The sequence below is a fragment of the Mycoplasma phocoeninasale genome (assembly GCF_012934885.1).
Classification (GTDB): Bacteria; Bacillota_I; Bacilli_A; order Mycoplasmatales; family Metamycoplasmataceae; genus Metamycoplasma; species Metamycoplasma phocoeninasale.
Genome location: NZ_CP051480.1, coordinates 437,531 through 459,700 on the forward strand (window position 1 = coordinate 437,531; position 22,170 = coordinate 459,700).

The window sequence follows — 22,170 nt, forward strand, 5'->3', positions numbered from 1 at the left end:
AAATAAATTGTCAGTCAACAAGGGGTTACGAAATATTTTTTCTTTGTAATATATTTATTGTGACTATTTTTTTAAGTCATTAGTTTTAACATTTTGGGAATGTTTATTTCTAGATTATTGTTAGTTAGAATATCGTTTATAATTTCAAAATTAATGTCAAGGTTGATGTGATTAATATTGTCATATATCGCTTTTTTAGCCTCTTTATATTCATTAATGAATTTCATTAGACTGTCATTTTTTTCGATCATACCCTTTATTGTGTTTAAATTAGTCTTTATAGCAGTCAAAAGATTGATTAGTGGTGGTTTTTCACTCCTTAGAATTTCGAATTTAAAATCTGAATCATATAAATACTCTTTATAGTTTTTTGTTACACCATCGCTATCATTTTCTAACATTTTGCCAGCATTTTCATGTTCAGCGTTTTCAAGAAAAAAATTAAGGTCGGATATTCGATTAGAGAGGATGTTAATCATTCAGTTCAGTTGGTATAATAATTCAGAAAAATTTTGAGTTCTGCCATTGCTTTCTTTAAAATCAAAATTTTTCTTGAAATACTTATCTAAGGTTGCTTTAAGTTCAGGGATACTTTGCTCTTCAACAAGATCTTTAAAGGTACTGCTAAGCCCTCTGTATTGAGTGTAAAATAAATAAAATTTACTATTAAATTCACGAATGACAACTTTAAGTTTTAAGGCATCTTTGATAAAATCATTTTCAAGAACACTGCTACTATTTTTCTCATTTTCTTTTGAACTACTATTGGTTGTAGTTGCTGATATTGTAATTGTAATTACAGAAAGTAGTGAGATTGCAAGTGATGAGATGAAAAACTTTTTCATTATATTGCTCCTTTTTTTATCAAAGTAAACGAGTTAGCATTAGCACCACTATCATCTTTAAAACCGTTAATTTTAATTGAGAATTCATAGAATGGTTTTTCATTTAGATTGCTAAAATTCAAATCATCATTATTTATAAATTTATATGCTGCTAGATTAAGAGTTAATTTGCCACTTTCTTCACTTTTAACTGATTGTAGCTCAATTTTTTTAATTCCACTATGAATTTCATCATCATCATTTTCAAGGGCATATGATAGTAAAAAATTATTTAAATAGGCCATCAAAACCTGCATACTCTCATCATCTTTTTTAATCGTGGAAGCATCTACTTGATTGCGACCCTCTCACCGTTCATAAACTCTATCTAAAGCATTTTGAACTAATGAGGTAAATGGTTTATTTATGTCGCTATCAATAAAATCATCTAATTTAATACCTTTAATTTTTGAATTCTGATTTTCCCGGAAGATATGATAATCTTGGGGTTTAAGGTCGGCAACTGCTACATTTTTTAAGGCAATTCCTCTTAGATAATGGCCGTGATCATCAAAATTTTGACTAAGTAGCACATATCTCTTTTCAGTGCCATCTTTTTTTGTCACTTTTATAATTAATCTAATAATTTGATCAGTTTTAAAGTATTTAGTAAATTGAACATCTTCAATTTCATACTTAGCATCAACATTTTTATAGACATCTGGAATATCGAGTGATAAAATCTTGTCTTTAAATTTTGAAAATAAATAAACTAACCCACGAGAATTTCAATAATTTAAACTGCCATATCCCTTAATAAAGTTATTAATGTTATCAACAACTCTCATGAATTTAAGACTACTGATATTTAGAAGAGGATTTTCAACATAATCATTGAAGAGTTCATATTTTTCATGAAGACCTTGTTCACCAACTCCAAATTTAAGGTTTGTGGCATAATTTCTAAAACCATTAATGTAAAAAGTTTTGGTTTTAATTTCATTAGATATCAAGCTTTGATTGTCAAAAGTAGTGATGTTATTGATTTTAAAGGTAATGTAGTTGCTACGTTTATCAAGACTTTCTTTAATTTCACTTTTTGATCAGTCTATATCAATTGATTTGATGGCAAGATTAAACTTATTTAAGTATAAAATTAAGAAGTTAACAAATGTATCGCGGAATTGTTGGTTGTCAGCTTTGAGTCATGAGCTAGCCTGAATGTATTGATTTTTATAAAGTTTTTGTAGCAAAATTGGCTCACGCATACTATTAGAAATGTCGCGAACTCTTACTAATCCCGAGTTGTTTTGCAAGTCATTTACTAGGCGAAAAATTATTGTTTGAAAGTCAAAGAAAACGGGATCTTGAATTCGGTAAAAATCCTTATTAATATTTTTTAAATTAGCTAAGTAATAAAATCAGCCATTGCTGTAGCCATTATATTTTTTGATATCTTCAAAATTATATTCGTTAAATAGTGAAGCAATTTTATTTTGTGGGTTATCTGTACTTTGAATTTTGATATTATCATATTGAGAAATAACTTGCTCATTTGCTTTTTTGAGTTCAAAATTAAATCTGTATTTAATCTCTTCTCCGTCTCTAAAAATTAGACTTTGAGATTTCTGATCAATTATTGGATTACTTAGATAAGTTTTCTTTCCGTTTTTGTAATGAAAGATAAAAGGTTTAATATCATTAAGTGTGGCTATTTGCTGCAAAGTTAGTAATTTTAAATAGCGTTCAGTGACAATATTTTCATCAATCTGAACACCTTTTTTTTGGCACGCAGCAGCCACTAGGGGAAATGAAAGTGAAATAAGGGGTAGAAAAATGAGAAATTTTTTGCGATTTCTCATTCTAGTGATTTTGTCCCAAGTCTAAAAATACATCACCTTGTCCCTCATTTTGTCTACCATCTAAGCATTTAATTTTATAGTGATAGTAAATATTTCTTTGACTTTCATCATAATCAAAGTAGCAATGTACTTCGTGATTGCCAACGAAATACTCTAAATTAGGAATGTATACCTCCATATATTTTTGGAATTCTGGATTTTTAAGTGTGTCCGGAATAAAGCCATAACGATTTAATTGATCTTTAGCATCAGAAAATCATTTGGTTATGTTTTCTCATAATTTTTTTATGTAATTATCTTTTTCAATTTGACTGCCTAAAGCACTGTATTCTTTTTTGGCCAAATCGGTTAGTTTGAATGTTGAGTTTTCAATCACTTCATTTACTCTTTTTGTTAATTCTTCACCAATTAAACTACCTTCTCTATTAACATCTGAAGCGTGAAAATTATTTCCCCTAACATCGATTGTGTCTGTTGGGTGATTAGTTTTTTTATCAGCGCCTTTATTATTACAAGCAACCATAATAATTGGTAATGCAATAAATTGTGATGATAGTAAAGCCATAATAATCTTATTTTTCTTAGAAATCTTCTTAAACATAATTTATACCAGCCCTTTCTTTATATAAAATTTTACTATCATTTGAAGATTAAGCACTTTTTTTATCATAAAAGCCGCTAAAAAAGGCGATTTTTTCATTTATAGATAATAAAGTAATAAAATTTTTATACATAATGTATTATGTATCTCAAAAAATGAGAAAAGAAGATAATCGAAAGGACAACACAAATATGAAAAAACGATTCAAGATGTTAATTAGTTTGACAAGCATTTCAGCCATTGCGGCATTGCCACTAGTTGCAGCTTCATGTGTGAATAGCCAAAATAAAGAAACTAACGTATCAAATTTAGAAGTATACAAGCAATTTAATCAATTTATTAATGATACCCACGGAAGAAAAGCAGAAAACATTAATAACTTTAAAGAATCTAATTTAGTGTTAGAAAAAAATGGTGATAAAATTGCTAAATCTTTGGGAATTAAATTGACTAATGGGCAATCATTAACTACAGCAGCCTTAGATCCTTTATACGATCAAGACGTTACTATTGACCCATCTCATAACATTTATGGTAGCTATCATGCATATCGTGTTTTAAAGAAAATGATTGCGGCAATGGGATATGAAAACCATACTGGTGATAATATTACTTACCCCGACCAAAATATTATCAATAACCAAAAAAATCAAGCAGCACCTGATTCAAAAATCACAGACTTGGGAGTAACATCAATTACTACCTTCAAAGACGGTGGAAAACACCAAGCAATAGTAAATAAAGCAAATGAGGATATGAAAAAAACTGGCTTTATAACTCAAGGTTTTCTATATGAAACTGCAAACAACCGTACAAACAACATTGGAAATAACATTATTGTAACTATTAACCCAAGTGATAAAGTCTTGAAAAATAGCAAAAATGTCAATCGTGCTGTTAAAGATTTTTACATTTCATCACACTACGACTCTACTAATAACGTAGGTCCTAAGGGAATTTCATGAGGTGCAACAGATAACGCAACTGGTGTTTCTGTTAACTTATCATTACTAAAATACTTTTCAGATCCAAAAAATCGTGAAAATCTAGGAGTAAGATTACACATTTTATTTGTTGATGCTGAAGAGCTTGGAAAATTAGGTTCAGAAGCTTTTGTAGAACAATTTTTAAAATCTAAAAAACAAGGCAATAACGAAGCAAATGAACTTCTAAAAAATTCAATAGGAATGATTAACCTAGATACTGTTGCTGGCGGCGATAGAATGTATGTTCACTCGCCAAATACTGATCCAAATTTAGCAAGAGGTGGAAGAATTTATGGGAATGTTTCAAAAATCATTCGTGATCAAATCAACGCAATCTCAAGAATTAGAAGTGAGAAATTAAAAGATCCATCACAAGAACTTGAAATTCACCCACAATTCACACCAGGTGAATATAAACCTGGAGAAACTGGTGATTGATCAGATCATGCACCATTTTATATAAAAGCTAATATTCCAGTAGCATACATTGAATCAACAAATTTTGCTATTAAATCAAAAACAGAAGTTTATGATGGATATGCTCAAACAACTAACCCTAATGCTTGAGTATTGAAAGATGGCAAGAACATTGAATCTCTAGTTAAGAGAAAAATTAACAATGGTTTAATCGAAGTTTATGACTGACCTGAAGGAATAACTAAAAAAGATTTTGCTATATCAGGCGATATATGACATAGTGACTTAGATCGCCCTGATTGAGTTTTGAAAAATATTGGATCAAGATTCTATAAACAACAAGATACAGTTTATGAATCATTGAAAGAATATTTTGCTTCAATGTATAGTATTAATGACAAAGATGAAATACAATACATTATCTAAAAAATGTTAAGCTATAAAAAAAGTGCCAAAGATGTTGGCATTTTTTTTGTTTGTTTTTGTCGCTTTTTTATCACAAAAATAATAAAAAGATTTAAATAGAAGTCCTAATATTCCCTAATATATTATTATCTCAAAAAACATAAGATTACTTTTTATAGTATAATAAATGATTATGAGTATATTATCAATAAGTCAAAAAGTAAATGATGCGAATATTAATGCACCTCAATATATATTTATATATATGATTAGTAATTTATTAGAGTTTTTAGGAAAAATGCATAATTTTTTGTGACCTTCGCAGGCTCTTTCTGTTATGGATTATGAAAAAAATTAAGGTTTTAGAGACTTTTTCTGGAATAGGTGCACAAAATAAAGCTATAAAAATCTTGAACAAAAATAACAAAACAAAGTTTGAAATTGTTGCAACATGCGAATGAGATGCGAGGGCAATTATTACATATTCAGCCATGCACGACAATTTATATAACGTAACTAGTCAAATTCTTGAAAAATATAAGTTGACTAATGAAAAATCTATAAATGATTTTTTAAAGGGAAAAACCTTCTCTCTCAATTCAAAAAAACCATCACATGTCGAAAGAAAAGATTTAACCTTTAAAAAGTACCTAGTAGCCGCAACTTTGCTTCAAAATAACCAAGTTGATATAACGCAGTTAGATTCTAAAATTATTGATGCTAAGAAAATAGATTTGATAACCTATTCCTTTCCATGTCAAGGATTGTCGATTGCGAATATGGGGAGGGCAAAAGGAATTAATGATCCTAAAAGTACGTCAAGTCTTGTTTGACAAATCTATAGAGTTTTGAAAAATGCAAATCACAAACCTAAATTTTTATTAATGGAAAACGTTAAAAATATACTTTCTAAAAAATTTTTGCCAGAGTATAATGAGTGGAAAAAAATACTACGGGAGTTGGGATACAAGACATTTACAACTACTCTTAATGGTATTAATCATGGTTCTATTCAAAAAAGAGAAAGAGTTTTTGCATTATCAGTACTAGAAAATTTAAAAATTCCATTTTCAACCGATGAAGAATACAAAGAAAAATTAAATTCCATAGCAAATAAACTAAATCAAGTTAAAATTCGTAATAAGTTAGAATCAATATTTAAAAGTTCTCCGGTAGACGAAATTTTAGATTCGTTAATTAATGCTACACCTTCAAGAATAAGAATGGTCAAAACGGCTAAAAACTTAAATGATAACATAAAACAAGAGAGATGCGTAAATACATTAACGACTAAACAAGATCGAATTCCTAATATTGGGATTCTAGACGTTAATTATTCAATAGCTAATAAGCTAAAATATCGGTTTATAACCCCACGTGAAGCTTTCATGATTATGGGATTTAGTAGCGAAGATTTTGATAATATTAAGACCTTTCATAATTTGGGGATATTAACTAAAGAATCACTATATCGTCAAGCTGGCAATTCAATTGTTGTTGATGTCTTAAAAGATGTATTTGTGTTAATAAAAGAAATTTATGAAAATAACGTATAGGAGATAAAAATGAAAAAATCAAATGGATATTGATATATTGGGACCAATGTATGAAAATATATTGAAGAGTCAAAAAATTGACTATTACAAGAATTATCACAAAAAATCACTAAAACTGAAAAATATACAATAACATATGAAAAAGATATTAAGGATGGTTTTATATTATGTTATTTTGATGCTTGAGTAGAAAGAACTTTTTATACTAATAAATCGAAGGACATGAAAAGGAATTTATATTCTCCTTCTACAATTAATCAATTTTTATCTGTCATAGAGGCATTTGGAATTATAGAATCAATAACTGATAATAAATACTCCTTGACTAAGGAATTTGTCAGAATTTTGGATTTAAATCGAGAATATAGAACAAGAGCTTACTATGATTTTCTTGCACAAAATATTATTAATAAAATTCTTAAACCATTTTTGAATGATTTGCGAAATAATAATGATGAATTAATGACTTTTGATGACGAGGAGAACGATGATAAGGAGTTAAATAAAAATAATCAAATAGCTTTGTCAATATTTTTAGATTATCACGATACTAAAAGCAAAATTAAGAGATTAATAAAGCAATATAAAGAAGCGAAAACCGAAAAATATTGAAATATATTTGGAATTAATCGAATAAACATTAATCAAATTGCTGCCCCTTATAAAAACGAAATTGAACAATTAATGGATGACATAAAAATAAATATTTGCAAAATCAATGATATTTCACACAATGATTTTGTTTTGGATGTAATTACTAGTCCTTTGCCTTTTGAAAATATTACAATTGACCATTTAGAATTAAAGCCAATTGAAAAAAAATCTAAATTTTTATTTTCCGGATGTTATTCTGTTAATGAATTAATTGAAACGTTTAGAAAATACATGGTAATATTGCCGGTTTATCAGCGAGACTATGTATGAGACAAGGAGCAAATACAAAGTTTACTAGAAAATTTATACAATGACTTTAATAACAATAATTTTTCTTATTTAAATAATATTATTTTTTCAGTACTTAAAAACACATTAGAAGAAGATGATCCTTATGTTTTTGAAATGGTTGATGGTCAACAAAGAATTATGACTATAATTTTGTTGCTTCTAGCAATTACAAAGTATATCGCTATTAGTAGTAAAAAAATACCAAGCGAAATGCATGAATTATTCTACGATGAGCAAAGAAATATATTTAATATTTTTTACAATCTTGGTGATGTTGAATCCTATAAAGAACTTGAATCTATAATTAATGGTAAATTTAACATTGATTCGCATACTGTATCTCCTAGAATTGAACGTGCTCTTGAATGAATACTTGAATTTTTGGTTGAAATAGAAAATAAAGATAAGCGTAACAATGAAACAATATTAAATTTTTATAATCATATTTTTAATAATACTTTCTTGACTTTTACTAAAATTCACAATAAAAAAGGTGACCAAATATTTCAAGCTTTGAATCAAAATGTAAAGGCCCTTAACTCTTTAGATTTGTTGAGAAATTATTTTTATGGAAAAATTGCCGATAAGGTAGATGAAAATGATAAATTAATAAAAAAATTAAAAGTAGAGTTTTTGGATTATTTTATAAAAAAGAATAAGCAAGTTTTTAATCCCAAATTGTTGGAAACCTTTACAGTTACATATTATTGTCGTCTTATGGATTCTTATCCTCCTAAAAAAGAAAATCTTACTAAAGACATGCACATCTATAACTTATTAGTTAATATAGTGGAAAAACTAGCGGAGATAAACAATAATGATTTCGAAAAAGTTCTTAAAGAATTAATTCATGCAAAGGAAAAATTTAATTATATACTAGAGGCTAATAAACAAAAGAATTTCAATTATCCAATCTCTGAAAATGAAGCAATATCAGCACAAATACTAGCATGTACATTCAAGCAAACTAATAGCGTATTCATTCCATTAATTTGAGAGTTATTAGAAAAGTTCAATGTTTTTGAATTTCGTGAAAGGGATAACAACAACAAAAACGATAGCATTACAAAATTATCAAGTTATTTATATGAAATTGAAAGATTTCTAATTTTTTGAAAATTTATAGGTTTTAGTGGCGAATCTCTATCTCCAAAATTGAATTCTATTAGTAAAATGATTAGATCATCAAAAATTAAATCTCCAATTGAGCTTGGAAGAGAATTAAAAAAATCCGTGCCCGAACTTAATGCAACTAATATTATGGATTTAAATAGTTCTCTTCGAAAAACTCTTGAATCCAAATATGCCAAACCAAAGGATATTAGAAATGATAAAAATAATAAAATTAAGACTCTTTTATTGCTTAGAATTAATTTTTACTTAAACAATGAAAATAATATTATCATTAATGGCGGAACTCCTGAAATAAATAAAGACAACTTTTATAAGGATAAAACATTTGAGCATTGATATTCTAGAAACCAAAATAATAAAACAACAAATGAGGATATGTTAGCTGCCATAAATTTAATTGGAAATGGCCATTTACTTTCTAGAAGTGCTAATTCAAGAGCAAAAAATAAGCCTGTTCATAATAAAATTAACGAATCTAACATTCCAAAACAAAACCTACTATATCACGGCAAAAAAGATTTGTTGTTACCTTTTAAAACCCTGGCGCGAGATGAATTCTCAAATGAATTAGAATTAATTGATTTAATTCAAAAAAGAAGTAATCAAATGGTTAACATAATGATGGATATTTATAGATATAAGAAAGAATTTGAATATGAAAAAGAAGAAGAAAAATAAAATTCATAAATAAACGCATTTAAATTAAAATTTACTTAGTTTACAATTAGTAAATTCCCAAAATGAAAGTTCAAGTGCAAACGACACTTGTGCTTTTTTAATTATATAAAAATTAGTCGATAAAATGTTTTTTATAGGACAGTGTTTATTAAAGTTTTTTAAATAATTAACAGAATTGCAATGGTAAAAATATACGTTTGATAACGTAGTTATTTTTTTATTTTTTAATAATTATTTTATGACGCCAAAATTTTCTCTCATAAAGTGGTCATATGAGGTTTCATAATTTAAAATTTCTCTTGGCATATTATTTATATCTCTGATAACGTTTTTTAAATTTTCTTCAGTTATTTGGTTAAAATCAAAGCCTTTTTTTCACATTCTCCTAATTAAACCATTGAAATTCTCATTACTTCCACGTTGAAATGAGGCATATGGTTCCGCTTTATATATAATAGCTCCAATTCACTTTGCTAAAAGTCCAATTTTTTCAAATTCAATTCCATTATCGATAGTTATTGATTTTACTTCTAAATGGTTTTTTTCAACTAATTTTTTAACTTCAGAATTAACTTTCATTGGATCTTTTGATTTTATTAGTGCAGCAAAACCAACTTTAGTTTTTCTTTCGGTTAATGTTATGATATTGTTAAATCCACTCGCTCTTTTACCTATTATCAAGTCAAGTTCTCAATGCCCATATTCCTCACGCAAATCAATATGCTTACTTCTGGCTCATATAGGAAAAACATATTCGTTCGGAACAAGTCTTTGTATTACATTAGATGTTCTTTTTCCATCTTTTTTATAATATTGTCTAAGCCGATTATCTTTAGTTATTGTTCATTTATTTGTTCTTATTCAATTAAAAATCGTCCGAATTGAAGGGATATTTTTAAAATTGAAGTAATTTTTTATTTTATTATATGTAGCCTTAACACCATGATATCTCTTGTCATAGAATTTAATAAATTCTTTAGTAAAATCAATAATTTTTTGGTCTATTTCAAATTTAAACAAGTACTTATGTTTGTGCCTTTTAAGTGCTTTAAAGCATGGTATATTAGCTGCGTAATTTCCTTCATATGATGTATTTCTTTTCAATTCTCGCCAAATTGTGGAAACATTTCTATTTAATTCTAAAGCTATCATTTTAATAGGCATACTTTTTTGCATGTATGTTTGTATTAATATTCTTTCATCATTAGTAATATGTTTGTATTTTCTTATGTTATAATGGATATGAGTCTCCCTTAGCGCAATATGTGTGAGGCTTTTCTTTTATTTTCTTTAATACTAATAAAGTTAATATAAAAAATTCAAGCCTCACAATTAAATTTTATCTTAATTGTTTGCACTTGAACTTTCAATTCAGCAATTTACTTAGTTTACAATTAGTAAATTTTTTTTATTTTTATTAATTTTTAAATTTCCAAAGCAAAATAAACTACTAATTTATATATAGTTTTTTTAATTGCTTTTTGTTTCATCATTTATAATTGATAAGATATAACATCACTGGAGGAAAATATGTCAAAAATATTAATAATAAATGCTGGATCAAGTTCAATTAAATGGAATTTATTTTCATCAAAATTACAAGTTGAGGCAAAGGGTGTAGCCCAAAGAATAAAGATGAAAGAGGGCATTTTGTCATTGGAATATCAGGGAAAAAAAGAGGATATTAGTGTTGAATTACCTTCTTTTCTAGAAACAGTAAAAATTCTCGTTTCTCTATGAAAAGAGAGACAAATCATTAGTGATTTTTCAGAAATTTCACAAGTTGCATTTCGTGTTGTTAATGGAGGAATTAATCTACAGTCAACTTGTGAGGTTAATGAATCTTCATTGTCTTATTTAAAGGATGCTATTGACTTAGCACCACTACATAACCCAGGTGCAATTAATGCTATTGAAGCCTTTAAAGAATATCTGCCAAATGCAAAGATGACAATGCATTTTGACACTTCTTTTCACAAAACTTTATCAAAATTAGCATATACATATCCAATTAATGCTAAACTTTCTAATGAGCTCAATATTCGAAAATACGGATTTCATGGTCTAAATCATCACTATATTTCACTAAAAACTGCTGAAATACTTAATAAAAAATCAGTGAACATGGTAAGTTTACACATTGGTAATGGTGCTAGTCTATGTGCAATTGAGAATGGAAAGTCAATTGATACATCAATGGGATTTACTCCACTGGCTGGAATTATGATGGGAAGCCGTTCGGGTGACATTGATCCTTCAATCATTCAATATGTTATGAAAGCGAAAAACATGAGTATTGATGAAGTAATGTCGATGCTAAATGAAAAGTCAGGTATGTTAGGTGTTAGCGGAATTTCGTCTGACCTTCGTGATGTTCAAAAAGTTAAAGATAGCAACCCGCAAGCACAGTTTGCATTAGATTTATATACCACTAGAATTGCTGATTATTTAATTAACTATCTAAATAAAATATCTGGCAACATTGATGCTATTGTCTTTACTGCCGGAGTAGGTGAAAATGATGCCTATATTCGTAAAGAGGTGGTCAGAAAAATTAAACTTCTAAACTTGGAAATTGATGATGATATTAATAAAAATCTAAAATTCCAAGACTACAAATTAATTTCAACTAAAAATAGTTCAATTCCTATTTTCGTGATTCGAGCAGAAGAAGAATTGTACATGGCGAAAGAGGCGATAAATTTTTTTAAGTAAATTTTTAAATTAATTCAAGGAGGTAAATTTTGTTTCGATTGTATAAATATTTAAACCCGCGGCATAAATGAATTTCGGCAACATCATTTCTGTTAACCTGCGTTCAGGTAATATCATTTTTATTGATTAGTTTATTTGTTGGACAAATTGTTGGATTAATTTCGCAAAATTCTTTTCCAGACGACAAAAATGTTACAATAGATATTTTACGAATTAGTTTCACTTATGTTAGTCGAAGAGAAGCGATTCAATATTTATCCATTTTCTTTGCTATCTTTTTAATTATTGGAACAATAGGAAGCATTTTTGCTGCAGTTCTAGCCTCTTATGTATCCACAGCAGGTGCACAAGAAATTCGAAATTATTTGTGAAAACATTTAAGTGAACTTTCGCAAAAAGATATTGAGACTTTTACTCATGCCAAAATTATTACTAGATTCACTATTGATATCAATAGAATTCAATATGGATTAATATCGTTTTTGAGGACAATGATTATTGGCCCTTTCTATCTAATTTTTGGGCTGGTATTTGCACTTTTAACTAACTTAAATCTATCGATTACCTTTGCTATTATGATTCCACTTTTAACAATTACTATGATAATATCAGGTTCAATCATTATTCCAATTTTCAAAAAAGAGCAGAAGATGTATGACAAAATAAATGCCGAATCACAAGAAAATGTTTTAGGCGCAAAAGTTATTAAATCATATAATCTTGAAGCACTTCAATCACAAAGATTTTATGATGCTAATAAAAATTGAGGTAAAGTTAGTTTGAAGGCATGACATGCTTACAACGCAACTTTTAACTTTATTTCACTATTTACCAATTTAGCAATTGCAATTGTAGTTTTTGTTTCAGGAATAAATGCCAAATCAATTACTGACCCAATTCTCTTTAGACAAACTGTTGCTAATGTCACTACATTCACAAACTATGTTATGTTTATAACAATCGGTGTTTTAATGATTTCATTTACAATTTTCACAATTGCCAGAGCAAAGGTATCAACCAAGAGAGTATTTGAAATCATTGAAAAAGAACCAAATATTCCTTTTATAACTTCGGATAAAAAAGTTACTAATGGTGAAATAGTTTTTGACCATGTCTCATTTCGCTACTTTGAGTCATCAGAGAAAAATGTTCTAGAAGATATTTCGTTTTCAATCAAACCAGGTCAAACACTTGGTATTATTGGACCAACTGGTTCAGGTAAAAGCACTATTGCTCGGCTAATAAACTACGACTTTAGAAAAATGTCGGGTGATATTAAAATTGATAACGTTAAAATTGAAGAGCTTGATAGTAAATCATTGCGTGAAAGTATTTCTTTAATTTATCAAAATCCAACACCTTTGAGTGGAACAATTAAAACAAATCTACTACTTGCTAAACCAGATGCTTCGGATGATGAAATTATTTTAGCCACTAAAAATGCCTGTGCTTATAATTTCATCTCCAAATTTAGCGACCAATTTGAACACATTGTTGAACAAAAAGGTGCTAATTTATCAGGTGGCCAAAAACAAAGGCTATCAATTGCCCAAGGTATTATTAGAAATCCAAAAATTTTAATTCTAGATGACTCAACATCGGCACTAGATGCCGAAACTGAAGGCACTGTTCTACAAAATATTAAAAATCAATTTGCCGAGAAAAAGATTTCAACAGTTATTATTAGTCAAAAAATTTCATCAATTATTTTAGCTGATAATATTTTGGTTTTAGAGCATGGTAAAATCATCGGATCTGGAAAACATGATGACCTTATGAAAGAAAATAAACTTTATCGTGAAATCGCCATTTCACAGATGGGGGAAAACAATGCGTAGTTTAGACCCATTTAAAGCCCCAAAAAATCTTAGCGAAATGAGCAAAGTTGAGAAAAAAACCTACTTTAAAAATAATCGTAAAATTAAACTTGATAGCTTTAAAAGATTAATTAAATATTTAAATTATCGTCGTGGAATTTTATTCGGAATTATTATCACCATGCTAATTTCCATTATTTGTTCGACATTAATAGTTTTTGCTTTAGGTTATATTACTGACAACTTTCTAACATATAACTTCATTCACAATGATTATAATGCTTCTCAATTCGCTGGAGCCATCGGAGTTTTAGTTGTATTGAGTATTTTGCAGCAAGTTTTTAATTACTGATCCAATGCTCTATCGGTTAAAGCTGGTCTTTATACTGCTATGATAATGCGAAATGATGCTTATAAGGCAATAATGAAAATGCCTATTTCATTTTTTGATGAAATTAATAACGGTGAACTGATGTCAATATTGTCAAATGATATTGAAAACATTTCCAACGGTTTGTGTGCCAATCTTAACGCTATTATTAAAACAATTTTTATTGTTATAAGCTCATTTGTGTTCATGTTGTACTATTCTGTTTATTTAACACTAATTGTTTTGATTTTATTCCCAGTCTTTTTATTTGTGGTGTTTATCTTAATGAAAAAAGCCGTTCCTCAATATCAAAAAACTCAGAAAAGAGTTGCTGAATTAAATGGCTTTATTGAAGAGAATTTAGCAGCCCATCACTTAATCAGATCATTTAATCAAATGGATAAAATCAACGCTGAATTCACCAAAAAATCTAAAAGACTATTCAATTCATCATTTCGTGCTAATGTCTATTCAAACATTGCTTACCCATATGCTAATGTTGTAACTAATCTCCTACAACTAATTGTTGTGGCAATTGGTTCATTATTTGCTATTAGTGGTATTAGCACTGGCTCTAATTCAGAATTTGGACCAGGAGCAATTGTTTCATTTGTCCTATACATCCGTATTATGTCAAATGAAATCGCTAGAACTTTTGAAAATGTTGCTTCAATTCAGATGTCATTAGTATCAGCAACACGAGCACTTAATTTAATTAATACTAAACCATTAGTAGACGAAAGTCGTCTAAGTTCAATTGATTTTATCAAAGGTGATGTTGAATTTAAAAATGTTAATTTTTCATATGATAAAACAAGTTCAAATCTACAATTGAAAAACGCGTCATTTAAAGCTAAACGTGGAGAAATATTTGCAATTGTTGGTCCCACCGGGGCTGGCAAGACAACAATCATTAATCTACTAAGTAAATTCTATTTACCAAATTCGGGTGAAATTCTAATTGATAGTTTTAAATCGACGGATATTAATGAACATAGTTGAAGAAACCAAATATCAATTGTTTTACAAGACACATTTTTGTTTAAGAACACAATTATGGAAAACCTTCGCTATGGTAATCTATCAGCGACTGATGAACAAATTAAAGAGGCGTCAAGAATTAGTAGTGCTGCTGATTTTATTGAACAATTAGAATTAGGTTATGATACCATTGTTGAAGAAGGCGGACGTAATTTTTCACAAGGCGAGCGTCAACTACTAGCCATTACTAGAGCAATACTAGCTAATAAAAACATTTTAATTTTAGATGAAGCCACATCTAATGTTGACACAAGAACTGAAAAAATCATTCAAGCTGCAATGCTAAAATTGATGAAAGGTAAAACTTCATTTGTTATTGCCCATCGTCTTTCAACCATTGTCAATGCCGACCAAATTCTAGTTGTCAATAATGGCGAAATTATTGAACGTGGGAATCATCATGAGCTACTGAACAAACATGGTTTTTACGAAAAGCTATACCACTCTTCATTTAGTGAAGATTAAAAATATCTCAATGTGATTTATTAAATAAATACCTCTAGTCTTGGGGGTGTTTTATTTTATTTTTTAAAACCTAAAACAAATATTTTAAAGATTTACTCAAGAATTTCACTATTATCTACCTTAATTTCTACTTTAAGGTCCGAAAATATCTAAAAAATTGTTATTTAAGTAACAAAGTCCATTTTTTATTGCTTACCCGTGCTTATGTATTTAGTTGAAATTATCGCTAATGTTTAGAAAAAAATACCATTTTAAAATATAATTTAAAAAAATATGGACAAAAAAAATATTAGAAACTTTGCAATTATCGCTCACATTGATCATGGTAAAAGTACACTTGCTGATCGAATTTTAGAATTCACTAATACCATTACTGCTCGCGAGGCACGCCCTCAAATTCTTGACAGTATGGATTTGGAACAAGAACGTGGAATTACCATCAAGTTAAATGCGATACAAATTAAATATAAGGATTATGTCTTTCATTTAATTGACACACCAGGACATGTTGACTTTACTTATGAAGTTAGCCGTAGTTTGGCAGCCTGTGAAGGTGCTTTACTTTTAGTTGATGCTACCCAAGGCATTCAAGCACAAACACTTGCAAATGTATATTTGGCAATTGAAAACAATTTAGAAATTGTTCCAATTATCAATAAAATCGATTTAATTAGTGCCGATCCTGACCGGGTAAAAAAAGAAATTGAAGATGTCATTGGAATTGATGCTTCTGATGCGATTTTAATATCGGCAAAAACTGGTATTAACATTGACCAAGTTATTGAAGCAATCATTAAAAGAATACCTGCCCCAAAAGATGCTGATGATAGTAAACCACTACAAGCTCTAATATTTGACAGTTACTTTGATAATTATCGTGGGGTAGTTATTTACATGAGAGTTTTTCAGGGTCAAGTTAAAGTTGGGGATGAGATTTTATTCATGCAAACCAAAAAGCGTTACTTGGTAACTGAACTTGGTGTTAAAAATCCTAATGAAGTAAAAAAAGATATTTTAACTGCTGGCGAAGTTGGTTGAGTTTCAGCTTCAATTCGTGATATTAAAGATGTTGCTGTTGGTGATACCGTTACTTTAGCCAAAAACCCAACAACTCTTCCCCTTCCAGGATATAAAAAGCTAAAACCAGTTGTTTATACCGGTTTTTATCCAGTTGATACTCGTGACTATAATGATCTAAAAGATGCACTAGAAAAAATTAGTTTATCTGACTCATCAATTGTTTGAGAACCAGAAACTTCTAAGGCTTTAGGTTTTGGATTTAGAATTGGTTTTCTAGGATTACTTCATATGGATGTTTTGCAGGAGCGTCTAGAAAGAGAATTTAATCTTGATATTATTGCAACTGCCCCTTCTGTTGAGTTTGTTATTACTTTAACTAATGGTGACATTCAATATATTACTAATCCTTCATTTTTTCCCGATAAAAGTACTATTAAAACGATTGAAGAGCCATATATTCGTGCTAACATTCTTCTAACTGAAGAGTATTTAGGGGCAATAATGGAATTATGCCAAAGTAAGCGTGGCAAATTTGTTGAAATTGAATACTTAGATGATCTCAGAAGAAAGCTTGTATATGAGCTTCCACTAAATGAAACAATATTTGATTTCTTTGATTTACTTAAGAGCTATTCAAAAGGTTATGCCTCATTTGATTATGATTATATTGGTTTAAAGGAATCTGATTTAGTCAAGGTTGACATTCTTCTAAATGGCGAAAAAATTGATGCGCTAGCAATGATAGTTCATCGTGATTTTGCTTATAATAAAAGTCGTGATTTAGCTGAAAGATTAAAAGAAGTTGTTCCCCGTCAAAATTTTGAAATTCCAATCCAAGCAGCAATTGGTGCTAAAATAATAGCAAGAGAAACCATTAAGGCTTATCGAAAAGACGTTACCGCACACTTATATGGTGGTGATGTCACAAGAAGACAAAAACTACTAAAAAAACAAAAAGCAGGTAAAAAGAGGATGAAACAAATTGGAACCGTTGAAGTTCCCCAAGAAGCATTCTTAGCAATATTAAAAACAAATGTTTCAAAAAAGGATTAGAGGATTTTGAATATGAATATAGAGCCTATGTTTACTGGCGATCCGAATAGCAAACAAGATCTCAGCACCACCACTAATAATCAAAGAAGTGACGTAATAAACAATTCCATCAATGAAACGATATTAGCCAGAGAAAAAAGAACACTAGATCCCCAAGGAGTAATTCCAAATGGAATTTACCGTGTATTTCGCCATGAAAAAAATATCAAAAGAATAACTATTATTATTGATTTTATTTTAGCATTGGCATCAATAATTATCGTTTTATTATTTGTTTTTCAGCCTCAACTATTTAACGTTAAAAAAGTAGATGAATTTAAAATTCCTTGAGGTTGATATATTGTTCCCGTGCTACTCTTTTTAATAACTTTTGTTAATTTTATCAGCGAATCCATTGAATTACTTGGTATTTTAAGAAGTATTGTCGCTTACCGAGAAAGTATTAACTCCGGGTCATCTAGCACACCTCCTTTTATCTCAATTCTTTATAGAAAATTGGCTCTCAAACAAGTTCGTCGTACTTGGTTTGTAATTGCGATTATCTTCTATGTTGGTCTTTTCACACTAGCACTATGAGGACTTAAGGACAAAACGCTAGGGTTACTTGATTTCAAGAAATGAATTTCGAATGCTTTCCCACAAGAAAATGGCGCAAACATTGTGGTTTACTCGCTTTGTGGTATAATGATTGCTATATTAGTAATATTCATAATAAATACAATTTTTCGAAAGAAAAGAATGGTTGATATTGAATCATTTTTTGGTATTTCAGGTATAAATTATAATGAAATTGCCGATCGAAAAAGTTCAGCACACAAATTTTATGCTAAACTATTTTTCTTAAGCATTTTAATATTATTGATACTACCAATTGTGGTTTATATTATTCTAAAGAAAACCGTTTTGAAAGGAAAATAAATGCCAGGTTGAGCAATTGCACTATTAGTAATTCTTCCTATTGTTGGTATCGTAATCGGCGGGATTATTGGAGTTATTTTCACTAAAAAGAAATTTGAAAAACAAATTCGTGAAAATCCTCCAATTACCGAAAAAATGATTCGCGTAATGTTTCAACAAATGGGACGAAAAGCATCAGAGGCACAAATTAAGCAAGTGATGCGTTCAATGAAAAATGCCAAATAAAAATCCTTATTGTGGATTTTTTTATTTATAAAAAATGGCGATCGCGACGGGAGTTGAACCTGCGACCCCAAGCTTAGGAGGCTTGTGCTCTATCCACTGAGCTACGCGACCATTTGTTTTTAATTATATAATTTTAATTCTAAAATTAATTATTAACTTTGTTATTTTACGTTTATAATATTATAAATCATGTTCGCACATGTTTAACATATAGTGTTTGTTCAAACACAAATTTAAAAGTTGAGGAAAAAATGGAAAGAAAATTTACTGAACAAGAACAAGTTAGAAGAAACAAAATTGCTGCCTTGGAATCAAACAATATTAAAGCATTTAGCGCAACAATTGTACCAACAGCATCTTCACAAGATATTATTCAAAAATATGAAAAATTAACAAAAGATGAAATTGAAAGCAAAAAAGTCAATGTGATCTTCAATGGAAGAATTACCGCTCAAAGAGGACCGTTTTTAGTTCTGCAAGATCACTTTAGCACAATGCAAATTTACATTGACAAAAAAAGTTTAGACACTCAATCAACTGAAACCTTGAAGTTACTTGATTTAGGAGATATTATTTCAGTTGAAGGTTATGTTTCTAAAACTAACACTGATGCTTTAGTAATTAAAGCAAAAAGTGTAACTTTGCTAACAAAATCTTTAAAACCGCTGCCAGATAAATATCATGGATTAGTTGATCCCGAAGAGCGTAGACGTCACCGTTATGTTGATACCATTGTGAATGAAGAATCGCGAAAAACTTTTGTTATGAGAACTAAAATCATCAAAGGTATTCGTGAATACTTCGATAATTTAGATTATATGGAAGTAGATACACCAGTTCTACACCCGATCCTAGGTGGAGCTGCTGCTAAACCATTTATTACCTACTACAATGCTTTAAATCAAAATTTCTATCTAAGAATCGCGACTGAATTACCGCTAAAAAAATGTTTAGTTGGTGGCTTTGAAAGAGTTTATGAAATTGGAAGAATTTTTAGAAATGAAGGAGTAGACGCAACCCATAATCCAGAATTTACCTCAATTGAATTTTATGAAGCATATTCAAATATGTGGGGAATGATGGAAAGAACTGAGGGAGTGTTTAAACACTTAGTAGAAAAACTAAATATTTCAAAAGTTAAGTTTAACGGTATGGATATTGAATTTAAATTCCCATTTGCTAAAATCAATATGGTCGATGCTGTTTCAGAAAAAATTGGCATTGATGTCCGTAAATTATCAGATAAAGATGCGAAAGATTTAGCAAAAAAACATGGTGTAAAATGTGAAAAATATTTCAAACTAGGCCATGTTATTAATGAACTCTTTGAAAAGTATATTGAAGAAACTCTTATTCAACCAACATTTGTTTATGGACACCCAATTGAAATTTCGCCGCTAGCCTTTAAAGATGAAAAAGATCCTCGTTTTACTCAAAGAGCAGAACTATTTATCGGAACTAAAGAATTTGCTAATATGTTCACAGAATTAAATGATCCAATTGATCAGTTGGAACGTTTTGAAAGTCAATTAACTGAACGTGAATCAGGAAATGAGGAGGCAAATGAAATTGATTGAGATTTTATTAATGCCCTTGAATATGGTATGCCCCCTGCTGGTGGATGTGGTATTGGAATTGACCGTCTAATTATGCTGCTAACCCAAAATGATTCAATTCGTGACATTCTTCTATTCCCTCAACTAAAAGATTTGAAAGAAGCAAAATAATTAGATTGAAAGCTCAAGTGATTGAGCTTTTATTATTATTTTAAAATTGCTAAATCATTTTTACGTTTATATGTAATGTAATTTATATAAAAATATTGAAAAGATAGACAAATCCAAGTTAGTTTTTACCTAAGTTTAATAAAAAGTAAAAAGTGTAGATAAGTTAATCACCGCGGTTAGTTTTTATTTTGAAGTATAAATAAAAATCAAGCGATAGATATGCTTGAAATTTATCATAACTTTTTAGTAGGCTTCACTTTAGTTATAAGCTAAAGCGTTTGATTTGCACTTCATCAATAACTTCATTTTCTAGTTGTTCTAGCATATCAAGTTCTTTTTCTAGTAGTGCTGCCTCTTCGCGGTTTGGTTTGGTTATTGGATTTTTAGGAGCAAATAATTCACAGGTTTCACAAGCTTTCTCAATTGAGGTGCTAAGTGTTCCAATTTTTTCAGCGATTTTTATTGTTTCATTTTTATCGAATGAAAGTAATGGTCTAAAAATTGGCAGATCGCAAACTTCGGAAATTGTATAAATTGATTCTAACGTTTGTGAAGCAACCTGAGCAAGATTTTCACCATTAGAAATTGCTTTAATGTGAAATTTATTAGCAATTTTGTTAGCAATTCGATAAAAGCTACGCCGCATTAAAGTAATTTTATATTTTTGATTACTAGTTAAACCAATGTAGTTCATAACCTTGGTGTAGTTAATTTGAAATAGGGTAGCATCTTTTTGAAAACGACAAGATAATTTAATAATTTCATCAATTTTATCCTCAGTTTTTTTGTCGGTGTGTGGAGGGGTTATAAAATTCAAAAATACTGCTTTTAGTCCACGCTTTTGAAGTAAAAAAGTTGCAACTGGTGAATCAATACCGCCACTTATTAAGTGCAGCACTTTACCAGACGAAAGCACTGGCATTCCCCCAAGCCCGGCAATAGTCTCAGTAAAGACATAGGTTTTATCATCGCGAATTTCAATATTAATCTTTAAATCTGGATTTTTCAAATCAACAGATTTTTCCTTAGTGTTCTTTATTACATAACCACCAAAATGCATATTAAGTTCAGCTGAGTTAAGAGGAAAATTTTTATTGTGACGACGAGCAGCAATGGCAAATGAGGAAAAATTTTCTTTTTCAATAATTTTTTTAACAATGCCTTCAATCTCTTTAAGTTCACTTTTACATTGGTATGTTGGTGAATAAGATGAAATTCCGAAGATATTTTTAAGGGCTTCAAGGTTTTCGTCACTATATTCAACAAAAGCACGATCAAATTCCATTTTTATTTGCTCTTTGCCAATGTATCACAACAGGTTTTGTTTTAGTTGATTAATAAAATCTCCACGATTATTTTTTTTCAGTGTTAATTCACCATAACGAATTAATATTTTTGAATACATTTTTTT

Annotated in this window: 15 protein-coding genes and 1 tRNA gene; 10 read left to right on the top strand and 6 right to left on the bottom strand. The window is 29.2% G+C overall.

Annotated features, from left to right (window positions below; genetic code table 4):
* Nucleotides 1-71: 71 nt before the first annotated feature.
* Genes HGG64_RS01910 through HGG64_RS01920 form a run of 3 tightly spaced genes read right to left on the bottom strand, consistent with a single transcriptional unit; the run spans nt 72 to nt 3,287 of the window.
* A complete protein-coding gene (locus HGG64_RS01910) occupies nt 72-845 on the bottom strand; it encodes a hypothetical protein (RefSeq protein ID WP_169580277.1) in 774 nt (257 codons plus the stop codon).
* Nucleotides 845-2,686 carry an MAG3240 family lipoprotein gene (locus HGG64_RS01915; protein WP_169580278.1) on the bottom strand — a complete coding sequence of 614 codons (1,842 nt, stop codon included), beginning with the start codon at nt 2,684-2,686 and terminating at the stop codon, nt 845-847. Before HGG64_RS01915 ends, HGG64_RS01910 begins: the two co-directional genes overlap by 1 nt.
* Nucleotide 2,687: 1 nt before the next feature.
* The gene (locus HGG64_RS01920) at nt 2,688-3,287 is read right to left on the bottom strand and encodes a hypothetical protein (protein ID WP_169580279.1); all 600 of its coding nucleotides are present in this window, start codon (nt 3,285-3,287) and stop codon (nt 2,688-2,690) included.
* Nucleotides 3,288-3,478: 191 nt separating this feature from the next.
* On the opposite strand from HGG64_RS01920, the gene HGG64_RS01925 reads away from it, so the two are divergent.
* From HGG64_RS01925 to HGG64_RS01935, 3 genes are all read left to right on the top strand, one after another.
* Nucleotides 3,479-5,116: a M28 family peptidase gene (locus HGG64_RS01925; RefSeq protein ID WP_169580280.1), complete on the top strand. Its 1,638-nt coding sequence runs from the start codon at nt 3,479-3,481 to the stop codon at nt 5,114-5,116.
* 323 nt (nt 5,117-5,439) lie between these two features.
* Nucleotides 5,440-6,651: a DNA cytosine methyltransferase gene (locus HGG64_RS01930; RefSeq protein ID WP_169580281.1), complete on the top strand. Its 1,212-nt coding sequence runs from the start codon at nt 5,440-5,442 to the stop codon at nt 6,649-6,651.
* A gap of 9 nt (nt 6,652-6,660) precedes the next feature.
* Nucleotides 6,661-9,408, top strand: a complete 2,748-nt coding sequence (locus HGG64_RS01935) for a DUF262 domain-containing protein (RefSeq protein ID WP_169580282.1) — start codon at nt 6,661-6,663, stop codon at nt 9,406-9,408.
* A gap of 231 nt (nt 9,409-9,639) precedes the next feature.
* Here HGG64_RS01935 and HGG64_RS01940 read toward each other — a convergent pair whose 3' ends face one another.
* Nucleotides 9,640-10,671: an IS30 family transposase gene (locus tag HGG64_RS01940; RefSeq protein ID WP_338095118.1), complete on the bottom strand. Its 1,032-nt coding sequence runs from the start codon at nt 10,669-10,671 to the stop codon at nt 9,640-9,642.
* A 267-nt stretch (nt 10,672-10,938) separates the two neighbouring features.
* Between HGG64_RS01940 and HGG64_RS01945 the strand changes: the two genes are divergently transcribed.
* From HGG64_RS01945 to HGG64_RS01970, 6 genes are all read left to right on the top strand, one after another.
* Nucleotides 10,939-12,123: an acetate/propionate family kinase gene (locus HGG64_RS01945; RefSeq protein ID WP_169580283.1), complete on the top strand. Its 1,185-nt coding sequence runs from the start codon at nt 10,939-10,941 to the stop codon at nt 12,121-12,123.
* A 38-nt stretch (nt 12,124-12,161) separates the two neighbouring features.
* Entirely contained in the window at nt 12,162-13,961 is a 1,800-nt protein-coding gene (locus HGG64_RS01950) for an ABC transporter ATP-binding protein (RefSeq protein ID WP_277345689.1), read from the top strand.
* Nucleotides 13,954-15,816, top strand: coding sequence for an ABC transporter ATP-binding protein (locus tag HGG64_RS01955; RefSeq protein WP_169580285.1), 1,863 nt, complete (start codon nt 13,954-13,956; stop codon nt 15,814-15,816). The genes HGG64_RS01950 and HGG64_RS01955 overlap by 8 nt, the downstream gene beginning before the upstream one ends.
* 273 nt (nt 15,817-16,089) lie before the next feature.
* The gene (lepA, locus tag HGG64_RS01960) at nt 16,090-17,889 is read left to right on the top strand and encodes a translation elongation factor 4 (protein WP_169580286.1); all 1,800 of its coding nucleotides are present in this window, start codon (nt 16,090-16,092) and stop codon (nt 17,887-17,889) included.
* Between the two features lie 12 nt (nt 17,890-17,901).
* Nucleotides 17,902-18,807: an MSC_0882 family membrane protein gene (locus HGG64_RS01965; protein WP_169580287.1), complete on the top strand. Its 906-nt coding sequence runs from the start codon at nt 17,902-17,904 to the stop codon at nt 18,805-18,807.
* The gene (locus tag HGG64_RS01970) at nt 18,808-19,032 is read left to right on the top strand and encodes a YneF family protein (RefSeq protein WP_169580288.1); all 225 of its coding nucleotides are present in this window, start codon (nt 18,808-18,810) and stop codon (nt 19,030-19,032) included.
* A 35-nt stretch (nt 19,033-19,067) separates the two neighbouring features.
* On the opposite strand, the gene HGG64_RS01975 is transcribed toward HGG64_RS01970, so the two are convergent.
* A tRNA-Arg gene (locus HGG64_RS01975) sits at nt 19,068-19,143 on the bottom strand.
* 140 nt (nt 19,144-19,283) lie between these two features.
* Between HGG64_RS01975 and lysS the strand changes: the two genes are divergently transcribed.
* Complete coding sequence (gene lysS / locus HGG64_RS01980; RefSeq protein ID WP_169580289.1) at nt 19,284-20,759, top strand: lysine--tRNA ligase; 1,476 nt, start codon at nt 19,284-19,286, stop codon at nt 20,757-20,759.
* Nucleotides 20,760-21,021: 262 nt separating this feature from the next.
* Here the strand turns inward: lysS and thiI are convergent, their stop codons facing one another.
* Entirely contained in the window at nt 21,022-22,164 is a 1,143-nt protein-coding gene (gene thiI, locus HGG64_RS01985) for a tRNA uracil 4-sulfurtransferase ThiI (protein WP_169580290.1), read from the bottom strand.
* Between the last annotated feature and the right edge of the window lie 6 nt (nt 22,165-22,170).